This is a genomic window from Lysobacter sp. DMC97, assembly GCF_056313745.1.
On the sequence record NZ_JBQUZR010000002.1, the window covers coordinates 698,567 to 722,251 of the forward strand.

The 23,685-nt window shown below is 68.2% G+C and carries 18 protein-coding genes; 6 read left to right on the forward strand and 12 right to left on the reverse strand.

From position 1 onward, the window contains the following. Window positions 1-8 precede the first annotated feature (8 nt). Window positions 9-629: an OmpW/AlkL family protein gene (locus tag ACT53Q_RS06045; protein ID WP_476185757.1), complete on the reverse strand. Its 621-nt coding sequence runs from the start codon at window positions 627-629 to the stop codon at window positions 9-11. 247 nt (window positions 630-876) lie between these two features. Between ACT53Q_RS06045 and gap the strand changes: the two genes are divergently transcribed. Beyond that, window positions 877-1,881 (forward strand): type I glyceraldehyde-3-phosphate dehydrogenase, encoded by a 1,005-nt coding sequence (gap, locus tag ACT53Q_RS06050; RefSeq protein ID WP_476185758.1) that lies wholly within the window; start codon window positions 877-879, stop codon window positions 1,879-1,881. A 640-nt stretch (window positions 1,882-2,521) separates the two neighbouring features. On the opposite strand, the gene ACT53Q_RS06055 is transcribed toward gap, so the two are convergent. The 5 genes from ACT53Q_RS06055 to ACT53Q_RS06075 all read right to left on the reverse strand — a co-directional run bounded on the left by ACT53Q_RS06055 (window position 2,522) and on the right by ACT53Q_RS06075 (window position 9,553). Beyond that, the gene (locus ACT53Q_RS06055; RefSeq protein ID WP_476185759.1) at window positions 2,522-3,772 is read right to left on the reverse strand and encodes a cation:proton antiporter; all 1,251 of its coding nucleotides are present in this window, start codon (window positions 3,770-3,772) and stop codon (window positions 2,522-2,524) included. A gap of 455 nt (window positions 3,773-4,227) precedes the next feature. Beyond that, on the reverse strand, window positions 4,228-6,315 hold the full coding sequence (locus ACT53Q_RS06060; protein ID WP_476185760.1) for an alkaline phosphatase D family protein: 2,088 nt from the start codon (window positions 6,313-6,315) through the stop codon (window positions 4,228-4,230). Window positions 6,316-6,967: 652 nt separating this feature from the next. Further along, complete coding sequence (locus ACT53Q_RS06065) at window positions 6,968-7,273, reverse strand: hypothetical protein (RefSeq protein ID WP_476185761.1); 306 nt, start codon at window positions 7,271-7,273, stop codon at window positions 6,968-6,970. Window positions 7,274-7,609: 336 nt separating this feature from the next. Continuing rightward, window positions 7,610-7,864, reverse strand: a complete 255-nt coding sequence (locus tag ACT53Q_RS06070) for a SymE family type I addiction module toxin (protein ID WP_476185762.1) — start codon at window positions 7,862-7,864, stop codon at window positions 7,610-7,612. 597 nt (window positions 7,865-8,461) lie between these two features. Then, window positions 8,462-9,553 (reverse strand): DUF4238 domain-containing protein, encoded by a 1,092-nt coding sequence (locus ACT53Q_RS06075; protein WP_476185763.1) that lies wholly within the window; start codon window positions 9,551-9,553, stop codon window positions 8,462-8,464. A gap of 312 nt (window positions 9,554-9,865) precedes the next feature. Here ACT53Q_RS06075 and ACT53Q_RS06080 point away from each other — a divergent pair, with 312 nt between their 5' ends. The 3 genes from ACT53Q_RS06080 to ACT53Q_RS06090 all read left to right on the forward strand — a co-directional run bounded on the left by ACT53Q_RS06080 (window position 9,866) and on the right by ACT53Q_RS06090 (window position 15,398). Continuing rightward, window positions 9,866-10,327 (forward strand): metallophosphoesterase family protein, encoded by a 462-nt coding sequence (locus ACT53Q_RS06080; RefSeq protein WP_476185764.1) that lies wholly within the window; start codon window positions 9,866-9,868, stop codon window positions 10,325-10,327. A 250-nt stretch (window positions 10,328-10,577) separates the two neighbouring features. Beyond that, entirely contained in the window at window positions 10,578-14,084 is a 3,507-nt protein-coding gene (locus tag ACT53Q_RS06085) for a Dyp-type peroxidase (RefSeq protein WP_476185765.1), read from the forward strand. A 63-nt stretch (window positions 14,085-14,147) separates the two neighbouring features. Next, entirely contained in the window at window positions 14,148-15,398 is a 1,251-nt protein-coding gene (locus ACT53Q_RS06090) for a hypothetical protein (RefSeq protein ID WP_476185766.1), read from the forward strand. A gap of 36 nt (window positions 15,399-15,434) precedes the next feature. On the opposite strand, the gene ACT53Q_RS06095 is transcribed toward ACT53Q_RS06090, so the two are convergent. The 5 genes from ACT53Q_RS06095 to ACT53Q_RS06115 are packed head-to-tail and all read right to left on the reverse strand — an operon-like array spanning window position 15,435 to window position 19,956. Then, a complete protein-coding gene (locus ACT53Q_RS06095) occupies window positions 15,435-16,094 on the reverse strand; it encodes a DUF6182 family protein (RefSeq protein WP_476185767.1) in 660 nt (219 codons plus the stop codon). After that, window positions 16,091-17,197: a hypothetical protein gene (locus ACT53Q_RS06100; protein ID WP_476185768.1), complete on the reverse strand. Its 1,107-nt coding sequence runs from the start codon at window positions 17,195-17,197 to the stop codon at window positions 16,091-16,093. Before ACT53Q_RS06100 ends, ACT53Q_RS06095 begins: the two co-directional genes overlap by 4 nt. Beyond that, window positions 17,194-17,766, reverse strand: coding sequence for a hypothetical protein (locus tag ACT53Q_RS06105; protein ID WP_476185769.1), 573 nt, complete (start codon window positions 17,764-17,766; stop codon window positions 17,194-17,196). The genes ACT53Q_RS06100 and ACT53Q_RS06105 overlap by 4 nt, the downstream gene beginning before the upstream one ends. 7 nt (window positions 17,767-17,773) lie before the next feature. After that, window positions 17,774-18,418 carry a hypothetical protein gene (locus ACT53Q_RS06110; RefSeq protein ID WP_476185770.1) on the reverse strand — a complete coding sequence of 215 codons (645 nt, stop codon included), beginning with the start codon at window positions 18,416-18,418 and terminating at the stop codon, window positions 17,774-17,776. Further along, complete coding sequence (locus tag ACT53Q_RS06115; RefSeq protein ID WP_476185771.1) at window positions 18,415-19,956, reverse strand: GH3 family acyl-acid amido synthetase; 1,542 nt, start codon at window positions 19,954-19,956, stop codon at window positions 18,415-18,417. Before ACT53Q_RS06115 ends, ACT53Q_RS06110 begins: the two co-directional genes overlap by 4 nt. A gap of 334 nt (window positions 19,957-20,290) precedes the next feature. Between ACT53Q_RS06115 and ACT53Q_RS06120 the strand changes: the two genes are divergently transcribed. Beyond that, window positions 20,291-22,276: a multicopper oxidase family protein gene (locus tag ACT53Q_RS06120; RefSeq protein WP_476185772.1), complete on the forward strand. Its 1,986-nt coding sequence runs from the start codon at window positions 20,291-20,293 to the stop codon at window positions 22,274-22,276. A gap of 419 nt (window positions 22,277-22,695) precedes the next feature. On the opposite strand, the gene ACT53Q_RS06125 is transcribed toward ACT53Q_RS06120, so the two are convergent. After that, on the reverse strand, window positions 22,696-23,451 hold the full coding sequence (locus tag ACT53Q_RS06125) for a hypothetical protein (protein WP_476185773.1): 756 nt from the start codon (window positions 23,449-23,451) through the stop codon (window positions 22,696-22,698). 91 nt (window positions 23,452-23,542) lie between these two features. On the opposite strand from ACT53Q_RS06125, the gene ACT53Q_RS06130 reads away from it, so the two are divergent. Beyond that, window positions 23,543-23,685: transposase (locus ACT53Q_RS06130; RefSeq protein ID WP_476185785.1), on the forward strand; the 143-nt coding region annotated here is incomplete at its 3' end.

Here is a 23,685-nt window from a genome sequence, read left to right on the forward strand (position 1 = left end):
CGACTCGATCAGAACTGGAAGACGTACGCGGCGCCGTAGACCAGCGGGTCGATGTTCACGGTGCCGAGGTTGGCGCCGTTGAGCTTCACGTCGCTGTCGATGTCGATCCAGCGGGCGTCGACGCGGATCGAACCCTTGTCGCTGACCTTGAAGTCGACGCCGGCGTGCGCGGCCAGGCCCCACGAGTTGTCCAGACGCAGCTTGCTGCCGCGGAGCGCGCCCGTGGTGCTTTCGCTGAAGATGTAGGTGTAGTTCAGGCCCGCGCCGATGAACGGCTTCACCTTGCCGTCGCCGAAGTGGTACTGCAGCGACACGACCGGCGGCAGGTGCTTGACCGAGCCGACGGTGCCGAGGCCCTTGATGTCGACGTCATGCTGGAACGGAAGCGCGGCCAGGACTTCGATGCCCAGGTTGTCGCGCACGAAGTATTCGGCGGTGACGGTCGGACGGACGTTGCTGCCGACTTCGACGTCGAGCGTGTTGCCGGCCAGGCTGCCGTTGTCGGACTTCGGGTTGACCTGGTGGGCACCGACGCTGAAGGTCCACTCGCCAGCCTGCTGGGCGAAGGCCGGGGCGGCGAGGCCGCCGAAAGCGAGGGCGATGGCGAGCGGGGCGAAACGACGGATCATTGGATTTGCCTCCTTGGGCATTGAAGTTGGATTGCCGCTTTGTTGGGCGACAGTATCTGCGCGCCTTTCCGGGCGCCGTTTGAGGATGATCAATTTTTTAACGAATGACCAGACGGTACCGTGTGGTCCGGGATCGACGTCCCGTTCCCGGAGCCCCGGCACCCTCCGCCCGGCCCGGGGCGGCCCGATGGTCCAGTAGAATGGGCGGCTTCCCCGTCCTCATCCCCCGCTCAGGAGCGATCCGCCCATGGCGATCAAGGTTGGCATCAATGGTTTCGGCCGCATCGGCCGCAATGTCCTGCGTTCCGCGGTCCAGAACTTCGGCGACGACATCGAGATCGTCGGCATCAACGATCTGCTGGAGCCGGAGTACCTGGCCTACATGCTCCGCTACGACTCGGTCCACGGCCGCTTCAAGGGCGAGGTCTCGGTCGACGGCAACACCCTGATCGTCAACGGCAAGCGCATCCGCCTCACCCAGGAACGCGATCCCGCCAACCTCAAGTGGGACGAAGTCGGTGCCGAAGTCGTCATCGAATCCACCGGCCTGTTCCTCGACAAGGCCAGCGCCGAGAAGCACCTCGCCGCCGGCGCGAAGAAGGTCATCATGTCGGCCCCGTCGAAGGACGACACGCCGATGTTCGTCTACGGCGTGAACCACGCCACCTACGCCGGCCAGGCCATCATCTCCAACGCGTCCTGCACCACGAACTGCCTCGCGCCGATCGCCAAGGTGCTGGACGACAAGTGGGGCATCAAGCGCGGCCTGATGACCACCGTGCACGCCGCCACCGCCACCCAGAAGACCGTCGACGGCCCGTCCAACAAGGACTGGCGCGGCGGCCGCGGCATCCTCGAGAACATCATCCCGTCCAGCACCGGCGCCGCGAAGGCCGTGGGCGTGGTGCTGCCGCAGCTCAAGGGCAAGCTCACCGGCATGGCCTTCCGCGTGCCGACCTCCGACGTCTCCGTGGTCGACCTCACCGTCGAACTCGACAACAGCGCCACGTATGCCGAGATCTGCGCCGAAATGAAGGCCCAGTCCGAAGGCGCGCTCAAGGGCGTGCTCGGCTACACCGAGGACAAGGTCGTCGCCACCGACTTCCGCGGCGACACCCGCACCTCGATCTTCGACGCCGACGCCGGCATCGCCCTCGACGGCACCTTCGTCAAGATCGTGTCGTGGTACGACAACGAATGGGGCTACTCCACCAAGTGCCTCGACATGGTGAAGGTCGTCGCCGGCAAGTAAGCGCCGACGCACCACACCGCGACACCCGCGAAAGCGCCTCCGGGCGCTTTCGTGCTTTCCGGCGCCCGCGATCCCTTACCTGTGGGAGCGGCGTAAGCCGCGACCAACGCCGCGGCAGGCTTCGCTTTGTAGGAGCGGTGCGAGCCGCGACCCGAACCGCCTGTAGGAGCGCCGGGAGGCGCGACCCCAGCCGCGGCATGCCTCTCCTGTGGGAGCGACGGAAGTCGCGACGACCGAAGCGGTCGACCTTCACCCCATCCCCACCCCAACCCTCCCCTTGAAGGGGAGGGAGCAAACTCGCGCCGAGCTGTTTGTGGGAGCGGCGTGAGCCGCGACACCGCCGCAGCAAGCCTCCTTGTAGGAGCGCCGGCTTTCAACAGCCGAAGGCTGGTCAAGTCGCGACAACCGAATCGGCAGACCTTCCCGTCACCCGCACCGGGGCAATGCTTCACCGTCATCCTCGCGCACGCGAGGACCCAAGCCGGACTGGCGCGGAAAGAGGGGGCCTCGCCTGCGCGAGGATGATGGCCTCGTGCCTGCCGTCGCCGCCTCCCGGCAACCCCATCCCCACCCCAGCCTTTCCCTTGAAGGGGAGGGCGCAAAGCAGCGCCGCAGCAAATCCCGCCGCAGCCGCGAACGCCTACCCCTCCGCCGCCTCGCCGCCCGCCAACCCGCGCATCACCACGCGCTTGATCGTCAGCCCCTGCACCAGGATCGAGAACACCACCACCGCGTAGGTCAGCGCCAGCAGCAGCTCGCGCTGCGGACCGGCCGGCAGCGACAGCACCAGCGCCACCGAGATGCCGCCGCGCAGGCCGCCCCAGGTCAGCACCTTCCACGCGCCCGCCGGCAGCCGGAACACCCGCGGCAGCGCCGCCACCGGCACGCCCACCGCCAGCAGTCGCGCCAGCAGCGCGATCGCGATCGCCATCGCCGCGGCGGCCAGCGTCTGCACGTCGAACACGATCAGCACGATCTCCAGCCCCAGCAGCACGAACAGCACCGCGTTGAGGATCTCGTCCAGCAGTTCCCAGAACAGGTCGACGTGGTGCCGCGTCGTGTCCGACATCGCATACGCACGGCCCTGGTTGCCCACGATCAGCCCCGCGACCACCATCGCCAGCGGGCCCGACACATGCCATAGGCTCGCCAGCTCGTAGCCGCCCAGCACGCCTGCCAGTGTCAGCAGCACCTCGACCTGGTAGTTGTCGATGCTGCGCAGCAGGTAGAACAGCACCCCGCCCAGCGCCGCGCCCAGCAGCAGCCCGCCGCCGGCCTCGTGCAGCAACAGCATCGCGCCTTCGCCCACGCCCGGCGCCTCGCCGCGCGTCGCCATCGCCAGCAGCAGCGAGAACAGCACCACGCCCACGCCGTCGTTGAACAGCGACTCGCCCGACACCACCAGGTTCACGCTGCGCGGCGCGCCCGCGGACTTCAGGATGCCGATCACCGCGATCGGATCGGTCGGCGAGATCAGCGCGCCGAACACCAGGCAGTAGCCCAGCGACAGCGACAACCCCACCGTCGGCAGCAGCGCATGCAGCCCGAAGCCCACGATCGCCGTCGACAGCGCCGTGCCCGCCACCGCCAGCAACCCGACCTGCCAGCGATGCGTCCGCAACTCGCTCAGGTCGATGTGCAGCGCGCCGGCGAACAGCAGCAGCGACAGCATCCCCTCCATCAGCACCTGCGAGAAATCGATCGAGCGCAGCATCGCCGCCTCGTAGTCGCGCAGCGCCCCGAACCCCAGCCGATCCAGCGCGATCAAGCCCAGCGACAGCAACAGCGCCACCGCCATCACCCCGATCGTCGTCGGCAACCCCACGAACCGGTGGTTCACGTACGCGAACAGCGCCGTCAGCACCAGACATACCACTGCAATCTCGAACATCGACCGTCCCCGCGCCCGACCGCAGGGCGCCATTCCCGCATGGTACCCGCCCCCGACATCGCCACCGCCCGCACGCCCGCCTGCGGGAGCGGCGTGAGCCGCGACACCCATCGCGGCAAGCCCGCCTTGTAGGAGCGCCGGGAGGCGCGACCCAAAACCGCGGCATGCCTCACCTGTGGGAGCGACGGCTTTCAACAGCCGAAGGCTGGTCAAGTCGCGACAAACGAGGCGGCCAGCCTCTCCGGCAAGGCACTCGGCAACCCCATCCCCACCCCGGCCCTCCCCTTGAAGGGGAGGGAGCAAAGCGGAGCGCCGACGACCATGCCGACTGCTACGCCAGACCCTCGCCATCCCTTCTGCGGGAGCGGCGTGAGCCGCGACACCCGCAGCGGCCCGCGCATCGACTTGCATCGCTTGCTGCATGCCGCGCCATCCCTCGATGGCGGCCGTTCACCTCACACCGACAATCCCGGATCGCCTTCCAGCACGATCTGCTGCAGGCGCGGCGCTTCGCCCGGCTGCCACAGCGGCACGGTGTGGCGGATGCGATACCGCAGCGGGCCACCGTCCACGCCGGGGCTGCGCTGGATCGGCCGCGGGATGCAGACGAAGTCGGTGGCCATCGTCGTGGCGTCGACGCGCACCGTGGCGTAGCCGTGGCCGCCCATGTCGACGAAATCCAGGTGCGGCGCCATCTCGGGATTGCGCAGTGCGCGCGCCTTCGCGAGGTCGCCGCTGCGCGCATATTCCAGCGCCGAACGCACGCCGTGGCGGAGCAGCAGGTTCATCGTCGGCGCCATCGAGCCGCCGGCGCGATCGGCGATGAACAGTGGGCGCAGCGGTCCCTCCTTCTTGCCGTGCTCGTACGCTTCCTGCATGCCGGGCGAGATGATCGAGCCGCCCACGAACGTGACGCCCACCGGCTCGAATGCCATGGGCGGCAGCGATTTCGCGGCGTAGCCCGCCCAGAAACTGTGGCGATCGCCGGACACGATCGCGAAGCCGGTGATGCCGGCGTCGCGCACCGCGTCGAAGATCTCGGCGCGTTCGTGGTAGACACCGCCCCAGTCGCCGTTGCCCAGCACCGCGTAGCCGTCGGTCCATGGCATCCAGTCGGCGGGCAGCATCCCGGCCGGCAGGTGCTGCGGATCGATGCGCCAGTCGGGCGTGCCCAGCGAATTGCCCCAGATCTTCCAGGTCGCGGTCGCGCCGCGCAGGCGGTCGAGGAACCACGCCTTCTGCTTGGCGCCCAGCATCGTCTGCGCGGGTTCGCCGGCGCGGAAGTTGGCGATGGCCTTGTCGCCGAACACCAGCTTCTCCGGCGGATGACCACCGGCGACCTCGCGGCCGCTGTCCAACTGCATCGACAGGGCCTCGGGAAAGAAGCTGTACGGCACCTTGTCGAACAGCGGACCGAGTTCGTCGCGATTGGACGGATCCGGCCCGCGGAAACTGCGCTGGTCGGTGATGATCAGGTCGATGTGCCGGCCCCAGCGCAGCGCGCGGTAGGCGATCAAGCTCTCGATCGCCGCGATGTTGTTGGGTTCGCGTCCCAGACCGGTCTCGTCGAACGTCGTCACCGGCGCGTCCACCACGTGCGGCGCCTCGAAGCGCGCCAGCGAGCGGCCCGGCGCCATCACCCGCGCCGGCTGGAACTCGAACCACGCCTGGTTCGCCGCGACCTTCAGCGTCTGCGCGTGCACGCGGCCTTCGCCCGGGAATTCCTGGATCGACTGCCAGCCCTGCCACGAGAATTCATGGTTGTCCCACATCGCCACGAACGGGAAGCGCGCCCGCGCATCCTGCAGGTCGGGGTCGAGCAGATAGGCGCGGTAGAGCGCGCGGTAGTCGTCCAGCGAGCCGGGCACCGTGAAGCGATCGTTGGCGACGGCCCTGCCGTGCTCGAACTTCACCGGGAACGTGATGACGCGGTCGTAGCGCTTGCCGCCCTTCACCTGCGCCGGGGTCTGGATCACCTCGTAGATGAAATCGCCGAGGTGCAGCACGAAGCCGAGCCGGTCCTCCGGCGCCGCGCGTTCGTCCTCGAAGATCATCCTGCGGTACGCGTTCATCGCGCCCTCGGGCAGGCTCTGGCAGCTGACGAAGGCGAAGCGCGCCGGGCGCGGATCGTCCGGCGCAGGCGCCGTCATCGTGCGGCCGATGCGGCTGCCGTTGCCGTCCTCGTCGACGAAGCGATACCAGAACTCGCCGGCCGGCGGCAGATCGCCGACCAGCACGCGACAGGTCCAGTCCGCCTCGGCCAGCACCGGCGCCGCCGTGCTCGCGATCACGCGACGGAAGTCCTGATCCTCCGCCACCTCGACCAGCAGCGTGGCGCGCGCGCGGCCATCGCTGAAGGGCCGCCGGGTCCATAACAGCACGCTGTGCGCATCAGGATCGCCCGAGGCGACGCCCTGCGGGAACAGATCGCGCCGCTCGCGCCAACCGCTGGACGACGGCCGGACCGTCGCGCACCCCCAGGCCAGCGTCGCGCCCAGACCCGCGGCGAGTTTCAGGAAATGACGGCGATGGAGTGTCGGCATCGCGACCCACCGTATGCGTAGTCGATGTGCCCGCCACGCTAGACCCGCCCTCCGACCGCAGGACGTGCCGGAAGTCCCGCGCATCACCGGCCGCCTTCGAACCCGCCCGAATCGGCAAACAGCAGCATGCACCGCCCCACCTGCCATGGCCGCGCCCCGCCGCGGCAGACCTCCCCTGTGGGAGCGCCGGGAGGCGCGACCCGAACCGCGGCCAGCCCCTCCTGTGGGAGCGACGGGAGTCGCGACAACCGAGTCGGCAGACCTTCCCGTCACCCGCACCGGGTCAATGCTTCACCGTCATCCTCGCGCAAGCGAGGACCCCTCTTTCCGCGCCAGTCAGGCTTGGGTCCTCGCATGCGCGAGGATGACGGCCTTGTGCCCGCCGTCGCCGAGCGCCCCGCAACCCCATCCCCACCCTGACCCTCCCCTTGAAGGGGAGGGAGCAAAGCTGCGTCGCCCAACGTGACGGCAGCCCTATACCTGTGGGAGCGACGGGAGTCGCGACAGCCGTCGCGGCAGGTCTCCCCTGTAGGAGCGCCGGGAGGCGCGACCGCCGCCCCGGCAGACCTCCCGCCAACCCCTCGCCCCGCCAATCCCCACCGTTGCACCGATTTGGTGCAACGCTGCCCCTCGATGCGCCGACGCTGCCCCTTCAACGGTCACCGTTGCCGCTTTTTTCGCCACCGCTGCCCCTCGAAGTGGCAACGTTCCCCGATCGCGACTCAGCTTCTGCCGCTTTTTTCGCCACGCATGCCCCTCGGACCCGCAACGTCGGCCCTCGAAGCCGCACGCACGCCCCTTTTTGGTGCAACGCCGACCCTTCGAGCGTCAACGCCGACGCTTTGACCGTCATCGCTGCCGCTTTTTTCGCCATCGACGCCCCTTTGAGGGTCAACGCTGCTCCTTCGATCGCCACCGATGCCGCTTTTTCCGCCATCGATGACGCTTCGAGGGTCAACGCTGCCCCTTCGACCGCCAGCGATGCCGCTTTCTCGCCATCAGCGGCCCTTCGAGCGGCAACGCTGCCCTCGCGGGCACCCCAGCCGCCGGGCTCGTTCCCGAAGCCCCGCGTTGAAGCCCTCCCCTTCAAGGGGAGGGTTTGGGTGGGGATGGGGTCGAGGGTTGGAACCAGACAGACCGGCCGCTGCGTTCGTCGCGACTCCCGTCGCTCCCACAGGAGACGCCTGCCGGGGCGGTGATCGCGCCTCCCGGCGCTCCTGCAGGGAAGGCTTGCCGCGGCGTTGTCGCGGCATACGCCGCTCCCACAAACAACGAGGGCGACCGCCGGGTGCCCTCAGCCCGCCGGTTCGATCACCAGCCGCCCCGCATCCACGCGCACCTGCACGCGCTGGCCCGGGGCGAAGCCCGCCCGCTCCAGCCACACGCCGCCCAGGCGCAGCACCGGGAAACGACGACTGCCCGTCCAGAACCCGTCGCGACGGTGCTGGTAACTGGAATAGGTGAGCGTGAGCTGCCGCGTGTCGTGCTGCGGCGACGGCACGGACGACCGGCGCGACGGCCGGCCGGTGGAACGGGAGGTGATGGTCATGACGATGTCCTAGTAGAAGTGTTCACTTCGCCCCCTTGTTCAGAGAGGGCGGCCGGGTGCTTGAACACCGCTACTAGACGGCCCGCAGATTTCCCCTTGCGGGTGTTGTATGGCTGCGGACACCCGGCCACGGAAGAAGCGTGCCCTTCGCCAGCACGGCGAATGACGGGCACAAAAAAACCGCAGGGCTCACGAGTGCGGCGACCGCTAGTAGCTAGGTGTGTTCAGCACCTGCCGCGACTCTAGTCCCGCCCCTGCGACCGGTCAATGCGCACCCCATCCCCACCCCGACCTTCCCCTTGAAAGGGAGGGAGTAAACCCGCCCCACCCACCATGACGGCAACCCTGTCCCTGTGGGAGCGGCGTGAGCCGCGACAACGCCGCGGCAGACTTAACCTGGCGGCAGGCGTTCCTGTAGGAGCGCCGGGAGGCGCGACCACCGCTGCGGAAAACCCATCCTGTGGGAGCGACGGAAGTCGCGACGATCGCAGCCGCAGCCCTCCAACGTTTTGGAAGCGGCGAGGGCACACCGCACTCCCATCACTATCGATGTCCACTCAGGTCCACCCTTCGAGGGAATTCGACGCGCGCTCAGAACTAAATCCTATCGAGGCGGATCTTTCTGAATGGCTTCGACAACGTCGAGTCCGCATGCGCGCGGCGAACGTAGCCGACGGCCGTTCCGTTGAAGTAAGTCGCGGCGCTGGCGCGCCATCGGATGAAGTCAGGCCAGCCGCTCGGCCGCGGGTACAGCCTCTCCGAGTGGACGAGCGCATTCTGGTCACGAGCTTCTTCAGCGGTCGTGACGCGAAATCGCTTTGTCACTCCGTCATCCCAATCTAGGACTGCGTGGTTAATGCGGTGCTTGGAGGGGAGGCGCCTAGCCGTTACTTCGTGGTATTCGCGACTGATCGAGGCGGCCTCAGACATTTCGCGATAATAGACGTTCGCCATCGCGGCGAGCAGTTGTTGCTCGTTGAGCATGCGCACGTCGTTGTCGCTCTTTGCGTCGACCCAACCGTTGGTCACTGGCAGCGAGTAGGCATCCCCGTCGTATGCCAGAAAAAGGAACCGCGGTGTGATTGGCAGTAAGCAGATAGCCCCGGAGTTTGCCAGGCCTGGCGCACCGAGTCGTTCGTGTCCTGGCTGCAGGTGCCAGCGGTTCGTGTAAATAGCCGGGTCGTCACTCGTGAAGAAATTGACGGGCGACCGATTGCGCACCAGGCACACCTTTAGATCCTTCACAGCAGAAACAATTTCGGGGACCATAGGCATCACCAACTGCACGGTCTCCGCGATCGACATCCGGGATTCCCCGGGCGCTCCTGTCGTTTCGACTATTTCGTCGTACATCGCCGCGAACGCGCGCGAAGCAGCTTCGGTTCTCAAGTGCTGCAGTGCCCAGAACGCACGAAAGACCTCACGGACATCTTCGGTCAAGGCGTAACCCGGCACGGAGATCCGCGAAATGGCCGTGGAATACAGCCCTTCGATGACCTGCATTTTCTTTTCGTAGTGAAGATCCTTGCCGTAGAAGTAATCGGCCGAACACTGATTCTTCACCGGCGCATTAGGCACGGCGCGGTGGCGCGCGAGATTGAACAGATTGATCGCCAAGCCTTCCCCGTCGAGCGTGAAGGGGCGCAGGTGGCAGCGCGGCACGAAATGTTGATTCTTGAGTGCAGGCATGGGACCTGAAGTATGCAGTTCGCGGGTTCTTCGGGGCAATGCTTGGCCGACGAGTAGCGGCACGTGCCAGAGAGAAACCATGGAGGCAACTGATAGCGGTCGAAGTCGCGTCCCCGGGCAGATAGTCGAGTCATCTGTCATCTTTGGAGATACCGATACTTCGAAGCTCTAGGTCCGCTCCTGGCCGAAAGCCGTTGTCACGCAACACCCAGCGCAAAACGCAAAGTGCCGTAAGCGGGGTCATTGACCCAGCACCAACACGCCCCGAAGCTGGGAGCAAAGCACCCAGTCCACGAACTCCCGCATCCCCCCATGCCCCGCCTCACCCTCATCTCCGACACCCACGGCCTGCTGCGTCCGGAGGTCGTCGACTTCGCACGCGGCAGTGCGCGGATCGTGCATGCGGGCGACATCGGCGATCCCGCGATCCTCGATGCGTTGTCCGCGCTCGCGCCGTTGACGGTGGTGCGGGGCAACAACGATCGCGGACCGTGGGCGGAGGCGCTGGCGGAGACCGACACCTTCACAGTCGACGATGTCGTCATCCACGTGCTGCACGATCTCGCCACGCTCGATCTCGATCCCGCTGCGGCGGGCATCGGCGTCGTGGTGTCCGGGCATTCGCACAAGCCGCGCATCGAGCGCCGGGACGGCGTGCTGTACGTGAACCCGGGCAGCGTCGGGCCGCGTCGATTCAGCCTGCCGATCGCGGCTGCCGAACTCGTGATCGAAGGCGGCGAGGCGCACGCGCGCATCGTCGAGTTCCCGCGCTGACGGGAGTGGACAAACCGCCGCCCGCGGGCGCACGCTTCGCCGGTGACGGAGGCAGGGCAGGGGGCTGCTGCGGCGGCATGCGACGGGGGCGATCGATCGTCCCGGTGACGCGCATGATCCGGCCGCGACGACGGCCGTCCTTCCATGCATCGTGTCCATGCAGGCGGCAGGGAAGCCGGGTTCGCGGCCACGGGGCGCGCGCCGGTCGAGTCCACTGCCTCGACATCGGCATCCAGGGGAAGGACGCGACATGTTCATCGACATCATCAAGGGCGCGCAGTACGGGCTTCCGCTGCGGGCGCTGTTCGGCCGCACCGCCACGCTGCATCTGAAATCGCACGATGACGCCGCGCGCGACGCGGTGCTGGCGCTGGTGCGTGCGCTGACGCGTGCCGCCGCGGACGCGCCGCAGCCGAGCGGGCTGGTCGCGGCGTTCTCGCCGGAACTGTGGGGCCGCTGGGAGCATCGCGAGATCCCGGTGAGCCGGCGCGTGCTGGACGGTTCGCCGAAACTGCGCGACACGCACGGTGACGTGTTCCTGTACCTGAAGACGCCGGACATCGCGACAGCCGAGCGCATCTTCGATGCGGTGCGCGCGCAGATCGACGCGTTGGCCGAGCGCGTGGAGTACGTGTCCGTCGGCAAGCGCGAGGACGGCCGCGTGATCGGCGGCCGCTATCTCGACGGCATCACCAATCCGTCCGATCCGGTGAGCATGGCCGAGGACATCCTGATCGACGGGCCGTATCGCGGCGCGGCGTTCGGCTTCACCCAGCAGTTCCTGTTCGACTGGAAGGCGATCGCGGCGCTGGCGCCGGATGCCGAGGACGCGACGCTGGGCCGCAATCCCGCCGGCGCGGTGCTGCCGCAGGCGCCGAATGATGCGCACATCCATCGCGCGCACCTGCTGGACGAGGACGGCGACAACCGCAAACTGCTGCGGCAGGCGCTGCCGTTCGGCGAGCAGGCCGGACATCCGGCGCGCGAGCAGGGGCTGATGTTCGTCGCGTTCTGCAACGAGCAGGAACGTTTCGAGAAGATCCTCCACCGGTTGATGGGCGACATGCCCGATCGCCCGGTCGACCGGATGATGTCGCTGGTGCAGGGCGTGTCCGGCGGTTACTGGTACGTGCCCGCGGCGGCCGAACTGGACGTGCCCGCCGTCGACGACGACGCGGCGGTGCAGGAAGACCCGCACTGGCAGGTGCGCAGCGCGAACGGCTACATGTTCTACAACTCGCAGGACTACCTGCACCAGATGGCGGACGGGCGCTACCGCCCCGGCGATCCGCCGAGCGAGCGCCTGCTGTCGCTGCTCAGCCGCGCGTTCTCGCACTGGAACGACGGCTGGCTGAAGCGCAAGCCGTTCCCGCGCCTGCCGCACCTGTCGACGCTGGTCACGCCCGACGAACGACCGGTGCTGCAGGCCTCCGCGCAGCAGCGCAAGGGCTTGGCGAACAAGAAGACGCTGGCCGCGCTGCTGTCGTCGCCGCATTCGGCGTATGCGAAGCAGGGCCAGCTGCTGCGCATCCATGCGAAGGAACTGCTGGTCGGCATCATCCCCGACTTCACGCTGGGCCGCGGCAAGGAAGTGGTGCCGTACCTCGGCGAGGACGAATCCGTCTCCGCGTGGCTGAAGGGCGAACTCAACGAATGGTCGGCGATGGGCCACATCGTGCCGCACTACCAGCGACTGGTGGAGCGTGGCCTGGGCGCACTGCTCGACGACGTGCGCGCGCGCCTCGCGCAGCCCGGGCTGACCGACGCGCAGCGCGATTTCTACCAGTCGACGGTGTGGTCGCTGGAAGGCGTGCAGGCCTACCTGCAGAACTGGGCGACGCTGGCCGATGCCGCGGCCGAACGCGCCGGCGATGCGGACGACGCCGCGAACATGCGCGAGGTCGCGCAGCGCCTGCGTCGCCTCGTCACCGACAAGCCCGCCGACTTCCACGACGGCGTGCAGCTGATCTACTCGTTCCACTGCTGCCTGCACCTGCTGGGCGAACTCACGTCGCTGGGCCGGCTCGACCAGATCCTGTGGCCGCTGCTGCGCGACCATCCGATGGACGAGCGCCGCGCGCAGGAGATCGTCGACTGCCTGTGGGTGAAGATCGGCGAGAACGCCTTCGTCAACCGCGCGAACATCACCGACTACGTCAACTACGGCACGACGGCCGTGTGCGGGCTGGGCGGCAACTTCCCTCAGGGCGGCGGCATCAACCAGTGGGTGCAGCAGATCACCGTCGGCGGCTACGTCGCCAACGACGACGCGACGCCGACCGGCGGCGTCAATCCGGTCACGCTGCTGTGCCTGAAGTCCGCGCGCCGCATCCCGGTGAACGCGCCCACGCTGTCGCTGCGCGTCTACAAGGACATGCCGCAGGAGGTGCTGGACGCCGCGGCCGAATCGCTGCTTGCAGGCGGTGCGCATCCGATCCTCTACCAGGACGACAGGTTGTGCGAAGCGCTGCATCGCTCCGGAAAAGAGGTCAGCCTGTGCTGGGCGCGCGACTACGCGGCCGACGGCTGCTACGAGCCGATGCTGGCCGGCGCCACCGAGTTCGCGTTCGCGAACGTCACGCCGCTGGCCGCGCTGGAGCAGGCGTTGAACCAGGGCGCGACGTATGGTTCGGCGGGACCGGTGTACCTCCGTGGCCTGAAGCAGACGTTCCGCTCGCCGCACGCGGCCACGCTGGACACGTTCGAGGCGCTGCAGCAGCAGTTCCTGCACCAGCTCGAATGGCTGGTGGTGCAGACCTACAACGTGCTGCTGGCCAACTACGGCAACCTCGGCGGCATCTGCCCCAGCCCGCTGCTGTCGACGGTGATCGACGGCTGCGTCGAATCCGGGCGCGATCTCACCGCCGCGGGTGCGCGCTTCCACATGCTCGCGCCGCTGTGCGTGGGCGTGTCGAACACCATCGATTCGCTGTACGCGATCAAGAAGCTGGTGTACGACCGCGAGACCGCCGTCGCCACGCTGCCGGAACTGCTGGACTGCCTGATCAACGACTGGGGCTACACGCTGATCGAGCCCTACCAGAACGACCTGATGGGCCCGGCCGATGCCGCGGCGCGCACGCTGAAGTACCAGGAATGGCGGCAGACCGCGCTGGCGTTGCCGAAGTGGGGCAGCGGCGATCCCGACGTCGACGCGCTGGGCCAATGGCTGATGGATGCGCTGGTCGGCCTGTGCGTCGACGTGATCCGCCAGCCGCATCCGGCGCTGAAGGGCGTGCTCGCCGGCATCGCGCAGACCTACGGCGAATTCGAGTTCGTGGTGACGCCCGGCATCGGCACGTTCGAGGGCTACGTCGGCGACGGCCTGTCGTTCGGCGCCAGCGCCGACGGCCGCCGCAACGGCATGCCAATCGCCTCCGACCTCTCGCCCGTGCCTGCGCCGCAGGACCTGCCATCGGCGCCCGCGTTCCGCAACATCTACCAGTCGCTGCGCAGCTGGCGCGTGGACGCGATCGAGTACGGCTTGTCGAATGCGTCGCCGGTGGACATGAACATCACCGAGGGCTTCCCGCTGGACGACCTCAAGCGTTTCGTCCGCGCGTATGCCGAAGGCGAGACCGGCTCGAACCTGATCACGCTGACCTGCGCCGACCCCGCGACGTATGCCGCGGCCGGGCAGGATCCCGAACGCTACAACCTGGTGCGCGTGCGCATGGGCGGCTGGACCGAGTTCTATTCGGTGATGTTCCCGATGCACCAGGAACAGCACCAGCGCCGGCAGTTCTTCACGCCGTAAACCGCCACGCCACGACGCGCGCCCCGATGCGGAGCGCGCGTCCCATCCACGGAGGGGAGTTCGATGAAACGCTTCGCAAGCCTGTGGGCCGTGCTCGGCCTGCTGATCAGTTCCGTCGCGATGGCCGACGATCCGCCGCTCAACACCAACGACTGGAACTTCGTGCTGGTGCCGGCGTTCGAGCAGGGCCGCGCCAACAATCTCTCGGTCGGTGGGCTCAACGCGTCGCTGCGTTTCGGCCAGACGCTGACGTCGCTGACCGCCGGCAAGCTGCCGCAGCTGCAGCAGGTGTACGCGTTCACCATGAGTTCGCCGGAGAAGAGCGCGGACATGGCGCCGCTGGAAAGCATCCAGCCGTACGCGCTGCTGAACTACCAGGCGGTGAAGGTCGCGCATCTGAATCCGGGCGGCCCGTCGGACTACAACTCGCCGGCGTATTTCATGCAGCAGTTGCTGGCGAACCAGCCGCGCGGGATCTACGTGATGGCGATGCCGCGCGACATCCTCGCGGGCGTCGTCGAAGGCCTGACCGGCACGAAGCCGCGCATCGAGGAGCATCGCTACTACGTCGTGTCCGGCCAGGCCGGCGCGCTGAAGGTCGCGGCCTACGGCGACGGCGTGGTGCCCGACGGGAAGTATCCCGACATTGCGCTGCCGCGGCGTGCGGCGACGTGTCCGCAGGCGCCGGTGACGATCCGCGTGCGGCCGCCCGCCGGGCTGGTGCCGTACACGTCGCAGAAGGCGCTGCTGGTGCGTCACGTCGAAGCGCATCCCGGCGGCAACTTCGAGAACGGCAACTACGTCTGCCAGGGCCAGTGGCGCGCGCTGGGCGCGAACCGCATCCTGCTGGAGAAGCTCGGCCGCCGTCCGGATTACGTCTACACTTCCGACCCGGTCGACATTATCGATTGCGGCGAGGCGTGTTCGTACATCCGCCCGTCGCTGACCGTCGCGCCGTTCGCGATCCAGCACGATCTGCCGCTGACGCTGGCGCCGTTCCAGTGGGAGGACGCGTCCGATCTGGCGATGGCGCTGTTCGATCGCAGTTCGCCGTATCTCAAGCGGCCCGCATCGGGGCAGACGCTGCTGGTCGGCTGGGAGCACGACCACATCGAGAAGGCGGTGAAATACCTGCTCGCGGAGGTCTACCGCGAGCCCGCCGCCGCCGCGAAGCTGCCGTCGTGGAGCTACACCGACTACGACACGGTGTGGGAACTGTCGACCGACCGGGACGGCACGCTGACCTTCCGCAACAGCTGCGAAGGCATCGCCACCGACACGCTGCCGAGCACCTGCCCCGCGTTCTTCCCGTGACTTTCGCGCCGTCGATCGCGACGACGCGGAACGGCCTCACGCGCCGCCGGTAACGGCAGCGCGGGCGGGCCGCAGGAACGCGCGGCATGTCGGCGGCGTCGCGTCGAGGTCGAGACGCAGCTGCTCGACGCCGTCGCGGCACACCGGTGCTTCGGCGATGTGTCGCAGCGTGATGCGGCCGCCGAACGCCGCGTCGCAGATCGCGGCTTCGGCCAGCAAGTGCAGCACGTGCACGAGGTAGCGCGTCCAGTCGAGGTCGCGCACGTCGATCACCAGTTCGCGATTGCCGTCGCCATCGCCATCGCCCCACTGCAGCGCGATCGTGTCGCCCGCGGCGGGACCGGCGCGGCTGCGCAGCGGCACCAGCAGGTCGGCGATGCGCGGATGCCGCGCCTCGGCATCCAGCAGCGCGAAGCCGACCGCGTCGCCTTCGACCTGCGTCAGCAGCGGCGCGATGCCGGCCGACGTCGGTCGACCGGCGAACAGGCGCACCTTGGTGAAGTTGGCGAGCCACGCGACGCGCTCGCGGTCGGGCATGTCCGCGATCGTGCGTGCGAGGCCGCGCGCGAGCGCGGGCAGGTCGGGCTCTCGCACGACGACGAACAGCGTGCGGCGTTCCGCTCCGGCCACGTCGGCGGCGCGGGCCACCGCGTCGAGGCGACGGGCCATCAGGCTTTCATGCAGGGACGTGGTCATAGCAGGCAATGCAGTATCGCGTGGCGAAGGCCGGCGGAGGCCTTCTTCTGTTCGAGCACCGCGAGGGCGCCGTAGACGTTCGCGCCGCCGTCGCGCTTGATCAGCCCCTGCAGCACCTTGCGGTCGGCGTCGGACGGCGCGGCGGGCTCGTGCGTCGCGAGGATGCGGCGCGCGCGTTCGAGGCAGGCGGCGAGACCGGCGTCGGAATAATCGTCGGGCTGGCGCAGTCCCAGCGCGTGGAGGAAATACAGGCGGAAGCCGAGGCGGATCTCGGCGGTGGTCGCGCCGCCCGCCACGCGCGACAGCAATCGCGCGCCGGTGTACTGCTCCCAGCCGCCCTGCTTGGCGCTGAGCACCAGGCCTTCGACCGGCACGCGGGTGAAGGCGACGCGGCGGCAGCGCACGCCGAGCCGCTCGAACACGCGCGTCAGCGCCTCGTAATCGCGCTGGATGCCGGCATCGTGGTACAGGCAGAGCGTGTCGTGCCGCGGCGCTTCGTCGAGCAGGTCGCGCAGGATCGCCAGCAGGTAGTTCGGCAGCCCGTGTTCGGACATCAGCACGCGCAGCGGACGCGCTTCGTCGGTGAGGTCGAGATACACGCCGCCGCCGAAACCGCGCTGGTCCAGCAGCAGGCCCTGCGCGTCGAGCCGCGCGAGCACGGTCGGCGCATCGAGGCCTAAGGGCGTCGAGTGGACCAGCGCGTCGCGCGGCAGGCCGAGCGTGTCGAACACGTCGCCCCACAGGTCGAGGATGCGCTGCGACGCCGGATGCACGTAGCCGTCGGCCTCGATGCGCTGCGCGTACGCAGCCACGCGCTCGGCGGTCGGCAGCGCGCCGGCGCGGTGGCAGGCGATGTAGAGCGCGCCGATGTCGCCTTCGCCCATCGCCGAGAAATCGGTGCCGGCGCATGTGCGGTCGAGGTAGTCCCAGAACCGGATCGTCTGCAGCGAGATGTCCCACGGCCGGCGGTTGTGCCAGAGCGTGCCGGGCGAGAAATGGCTTTCGAAGCGATGCATGAAGTCGAGCATCAGCACGCCCTTGAGGTGCGAGGGCGTGAGCGGCTTGGTCGGTGTGATGCCGACAGGGGCGTACAGCGTGCTCATGCGGGGTTGCCCACGCGGGCGAAGTCCTCACGCAGGAAGGCGCGCAGCTGCGCCTGCGCCTGCTCCGGTGCGACGCCGTTGTCGATGATGCGGTGCGCGAGGCGGCGCCCGAGCTGCAGTTCGTCCTCGAAGTTCGCCAGTCGCGTGCCGATGTCGCCGTCCAGCGCGACGCGTGTCTGCAGATGCGCCTCCACCCGCGCGTGCGGCGCCTCGATCTGGTAGACCACGTGCGACGGGAAATAGCGCGGCAGCTTCTGCAGCAGCATCGCGCGCAGCATCAGCACGCGGATGCTGCCGTCGCCGGCTTCCAGTGCCTCGCGCGGCAGGCCGTAGCGCGCCTGCAGGCCGAACAGCTGCACGGTTTCGAGGAAGAAGCCGGACGCCTCGCGCGCGTCGAATTCGGCGTCGTCGACGAAGACGTGGTCGGCGTTCGCCGGGTCTTCGTAGTGGCGCGGCTTGCGCGTGGTCCATGTCGGCACGAGGCGCACCACGCCTTCCTGCCGCAGCGGGGCGAACAGCGTGCTCTTGCCGACGCCGGAGGGACCGATCACGACCAGGATCTTGGGCATCACGACCTCACGCGGGGAACGGGATGTGCAGCAGCGGCGGCAGGAGCAGCGCCGCGGCCACCGGGATGGACAGGTTGTCCACGCCCTTGTGCGAGAGCGCTTCGACCAGGGTCAGGGCGCCGGCGGCGATACCGCCGACGAGCAGCGCCGTCGCTGGCGGCAGGCCGCCGAAGTGCGCGACGGGCGCGAGGATCGCCCACGCCGATAACAGGAACGCGCTGCTGCCGATGTACGACTTGGCGTGGCCCAGCAGCGTGTAGCGGTGTTTGCCGTACGCGCGGCCGACGAGGCTCGCCAGCGCGTCGGAAATGCCGAGCACGAGATAGGCGCCGAGGAACACCGGATACGCCACGTGCATCGGCGCGATGATCGCGACCGACAGCGGCAGCATCAGGTCGCCCCACGACGCGCGTTCCACCGACATGATCGCGCGCATCACCACCGTGCGGCGCAGCAGCGCGATCGCGACGACGCTGCCGATCGCGATGAGCAGCAGCTCGCGGTCGCCGATGCCGAACAGCGGGAACGCGGCGATGAGCAGGCAACTGCAGACATGCACCGACTTGCGCGAGACTTCCGCCGTGGTGCCGAACCGGTGCAGGAGATCGCCGACCACGAAGCAGGCGAGGATGCCCAGCACGAACGCGATCACGGCGCGGGGCTCACGATCCGGTCCTTGACCTGCGGCGGACGCAGGCCGCTCGCCACGCGCTCGCACCATCGTTGCGTGAAGTGGTCGGGCGGTACGCGCTGCACGCGGCCCAGCGGTGCAGTCGCCAGCGCCGGATCGGCGGCGTACGCGTCGCGCAGCGCGGCTTCCGAGAACGTGTCGTCGCCTTCGCCATCGCCGGCGAACAGCAGGTCGAGCGCGCCGTTCCCGTCCGGCACGAAGGTGAAGTTGCGCAGGCGCAGGTTGTGCGCGGCGTCGAGGCGGCGCATGAACGCGAGCAGCGACGATTCCGGCGCTGCGGACGCCGGCGCGAGTCGCCCGGCATAGGCGACCTGTGGCACCGGGCCGGCGTGGCCGGTGACTTCGAGCAGGTCGCCCAGCACGTAGCGCGAGAAGCCGCCGGCCTGCGTGACCACCACGGCGTAGCTGGCGCCTGCGCGCAGTTCGCCGAGGGTCAGCGGCACCTGGTCGTCGCCGGCCTGCACGTCGAGGAATTCGAAGAACGCGGCGTTGTAGGCCATCACGCCGCGCAGTCCGTGCGGTAGCAGGTGCAGCGCCAGCGGCGCTTCTGACGCGGCCAGCGGCGCAGGCACGATCACGGCGTGTTCGCCGTAATCGGTGAGCACCTGCGGCAGGTAGACGCCGGCGATGCCTTCGTCCCAGCAGATCAGGCGCTCGACGTTCGGCCACACGTCGCGCGGCAGCAGGTGGCCGCGTGCGGCGCGGCGCGCGGCGATGTGGTCGGCCAGCACCGGATCGGGCTCGGCCACGGGGCGGCCGGCGAACGTGCCGGCGGCGAGGTCGGCGCAGAGCTGGTCGGCGCATGCTTCGAGCAAGTGCGGGATCGACGCGAGGATCGCCGGATTGATGCCGACGAACTGGCGGATGTCGTGCGCCGCGGCCATCCGCAGGCGGAAGTAGAGGCGATCGAGATCGGCGGGGATGTCCGCCGGCACCGAGGCCCACGGCCCCTGCGTGCCGGGCTCCATCAGCGCCTCGCTGCTGAATTCGTTGGCGAGGTTCACCTGGCTCAGGCCGACGTGCGGCACGCCGCTGGCGAGCGTCGAGGTGTCGCGCAGCGGGTCCCACTTGAAGTTGATCGTGCGGTCGCGCGTGGCCGCCAGCCCCGGATGCGCGCGCATCGTGCCTTCGAGGTACGTCATGTAGAACGGGTTGAACGTCTCCGCGAAATACACGCGCGGCAGCGGCAACACCTTCGCGCGGCCGGACGTGCTGCCGCTGCTGGAGATGTAGCGGAACACCTCGCCGGAGAAGAGGACGTCCTGTTCGCCGGCGACGATGCGGTCGACGTAGGGCCGGAAGGCTTCGTAGTTGCGCAGCGGCACCCGGCGACGGAAGGCATCGAGGCCGTCGATGCGGTCGAAGCCGTGTTCGCGGCCGAACGCGGTGTCGCGGCCGAGCGCGACGAAGCGGAACAGCAGGGACTGCTGGGTGCGGACCGCGTCGTCGAGGCCCTCGACGAAACGCGCATACGGAGACGGACGGGCGGCGTCATGCATGACGTGCTTCCCTGCTGAGTGGACGAGTCGCCCGGTTCCCCCCTGGTGTTCCAGGCCGTGGCGGCGCGTGGCGCCGTGGGCACTATACACAGCGGCGCGGCGCGTGTCGGATCGCGCGACGGATGCGGGATCGGCCGCGGCTTTTCGTCGTGCATGCATCCGGTGCGCGGTTTTGGCGTAACGTGTGGACCGGGGCCGCGAGCCCCGTGACCGACACGTGGCAGGGGACGGCTGGTCGGAGGGCGGCGACGACGGCGACGATGCCATCGCGTCCGCGGGACCGGGAAGGCCCCGACACGTGCGCATCGTGTGTCCGCCCGACAAGGAGATCGTCATGCGCGTTCGTTCGTCTTCCACCTGCCGCCCGTCGCCGCGTCGACGCCTGGTGGCGCCGCTCGCCGTCGCCCTGCTGCTGCCGTCGTTCGCGACGCCGGCGGCGCCGCCCGCCGTCCAGGTGGTCGAGAGTCCGCGGCTGGTGCCGATCCTGCGCGGAGCGCCGCCGCCGCCGTCGGGCATGCTCGAAGCGGCCCCGCCCGCGGTGCTGGCGCCGGTGCCCGACCACGACGCCTCGCTGTCGCTGGACATCCGGCTCACCGACGGCCGCATCTACAACCCCGCGACCGGCCGCTACGACCACGTGCGCCTGCGCAGCTACGTGCCCGAAGGCCAGGCGGCCGATCCGGACACGCCGTTCGTGGCACCGACGATCGCCGTGCGGCCGGGCGAGACCGTGCGCATCAAGCTCAACAACCGCCTCGACCCGCAGCCGGGCTGCACGCCGCCGAACATCAACACGCCGCACTGCTTCAATTCCACCAACCTGCATTCGCACGGCCTGTGGGTGAGCCCCGCCGGCAACAGCGACAACGTGCTGCTGACGATCCGCCCGAAGGTGTCGTTCGAGTACGAATACAACCTGCCCGCGACGCATCCTGCCGGCACGTTCTGGTACCACCCGCACCTGCACGGCTCGACCGCGCTGCAGGTCGCGAGCGGCATGGCCGGCGCGCTGATCGTGCGCGGCGCGCGCGCGCCGACGCCGCAGCGCAACGGCGACATCGACACGCTGCTGCGCGCCGACGACGGACAGCCGTTCCGCGAACGCGTGGTGCTGTTCCAGCAGGTGCCGTATGCCTGCCGCGACGCGAACGGCAAGATCAAGACGAATCCCGACGGCACCTGGGCCTGCGGCCCGGACGACGTCGGCGAGATCACCGATTACGCCGACCAGCTCGGCTTCGGCACGTGGGCGCCGTCCGGGCGCTACACCAGCATCAACGGCGACATCCTGCCGCGCTTCGATGGCGCGGTGGCGGGTCGCATCGAGCGCTGGCGCAACCTGCACGCGGGCATCCGCGACTCCATCCGCCTGCAGTTCGTGCCGATGCGCGCGAACGCGAATCCGCTGTCGCTGCGCGAGGCCGACGACCATGCGAAGTGGATCGGCCGGAACTGCGTCGGCGACCCGCTGCCGCAGTGGGAGATCGCCACCGATGGCCTGACCCACGCGCAGGTCATCCGCAAGACCGAGGTCGTGCTGCAGCCCGGCTACCGCAGCGACTCGCTGATGGTGTTCCCGTCCGCCGGCGACTACTGCGTGATCGACAACAGTGTGCCGGCCAGCGGCTCGGTGTCGAGCGACGCCGAAAGCCGCCGCCTGCTCGGCACGGTGCGCGTGGCGCCGGGCGACGCGGTGACCGGTGACATCGGCGCGTACCTGCAGCGCCAGCTCGTCGCCGCCGCCGAGCGCTGGATGCCCGACGACGTGAAGGCGCGCGTGATCGCGGACCTGACGGCCGACCTGCGCACGGGCGCATTCGTGCCTCACGCGCAGATCACCGACGGCGAACTCACGCCCGGCACCGGCCAGAAGGTCGAGTTCGACATCTCCGGCTCACCGTCGGTCTTCATGGTCAACGGCAAGCCCTACGACCCGGCGGCGTATCGCGACCTGGTGCTGGGCAACGTCGAGGAATGGACGATCACCTCGGCCGCCGGCAGTCACCCGTTCCACATCCACGTCAACCCGTTCGAGATCGTGAAAGTGCTCGACGCACAGGGCAACGACCTCAGTCTGCCCGGCAGCCCGGACCCCGACTACGCCGCGATGCAGGGCACGTGGAAGGACACGATCTTCGTCAAGAAAGGCCTGCGCGTGATCCTGCGCACCCGCTACGAACGCTACATCGGCGAGTACGTCCTCCACTGCCACATCCTCGACCACGAAGACCAGGGCATGATGCAGAACGTCCGCGTGCTGCTGCCGGATGGGCAGGGTGGCGCGATGGCGGGTGGGCATGGGGGGCATGGGAGTCATTGAGTGCATCGCGAACGATGTACTCATGCGGGAGCGCCGGCGAACGAGTGTCGGCGCTTTCGCGGAATGTCGTGGCATGGGAGCGCCTTCGGGCGCTTTCGTGCTTTGGAAGGCGACGGTAGGAGATTTCTCTTTTCGAAAAGCCGCCTCCCCTGTGTGTCATCCCGAGCCGAAGGCGAGGGACCTGCTTTCCGCCCTCACTGGCGTCATCCCGGCGTACGCCGGGATCCAGTTATTGGCTTCACGTGTCGGTGGGAGATGAGCATAAGTCTCCGCAAGATTGCATGTGTGTGAGGCTGAGAGGGCTTGCTGTCTGAAATGACAGGGGAGCAGAGCCTTAAAGCGTGTTCAATTAGGTGGTGGCTGCTTTCGACCCGGAGCAGTCGCGCTAGCTCCCACACCGGCCTCGCGCTCGCGGCCCATCAGACCCTTCGCAGATGCTCCCGACTGATCTCGACACCCACTACGCGATACAGACAGCCAGTCCTCTCAGACCGGACGAACACCTCGTCCGCTGGATGAAACTCGACTTGAGTGTTGAACCAGCCGCCCTCCCGACGATCTGCAGCTCGCCCGCGGGCAACAATGTCGGAAAGTGTCCGCGGATCAAGCCCACCATCGCCTTGGAAGAATAGCGGGTCGCCATTGCCGTCGAACACATACCGATAGCCTGGCGCGTTGATCTCGGCGGCCGCGGACCGAGCTTCCTCCTCTGTGGCGAAAAAGTAACCGAGCCGACTATGCACGGGGCCCATGCACTCGGCGACGAGTTCTTGGAGGCTGAGCTTACGGAATGAGTGATTCGCAATGTCGTTAATGCCGAAGATGGCTTCTCCTTTGTCCATGTGTCGTTTGGATGAAAGCTTGACGCCAATGCAGAACAGCCCATGCAGCTTGACGCAGCCCATCAGATCCATGCCGGCGTTGATCAGCACGAGGTAATGCTTCTTGCTGTCGAGGTCCAGATAGTCTTTGAATGGCTCGAGGACTTCGGGTTGGAGTCCTGATCCCACGGTTACGAAGCGATTGACCGCTTCGTAGTCGGCTTCGCGCAGGATCCGCGAGATTTCGATCGCGTCGGGCGTCTCGAAGTAGTCTTCGATCGAATCGACTGCGAACTCGTAGGCAATCTTTAGCAGGCCGATCTTGAAGTTCTGGGTGTCGACCTGCCATCGCATCGAGAATCCGCCGTCGAGCACGTGACCTGAGACGAATCATGTAGCCGATCGGCAGGTGAGTTCTCTACCCTCGACAGACCAAGGAGAACTCATGAAGAAGCGTTTCACCGACGAGCAGGTCATCGCGATCCTGCGCGAAGCCGAAGCGGGCGCGGCACCGATCAAGGCGCTGTGCAAGAAGCACAACATCAGCGAGCAGACGTTCTTCCGCTGGCGCAACCGCTTCGGCGGGAT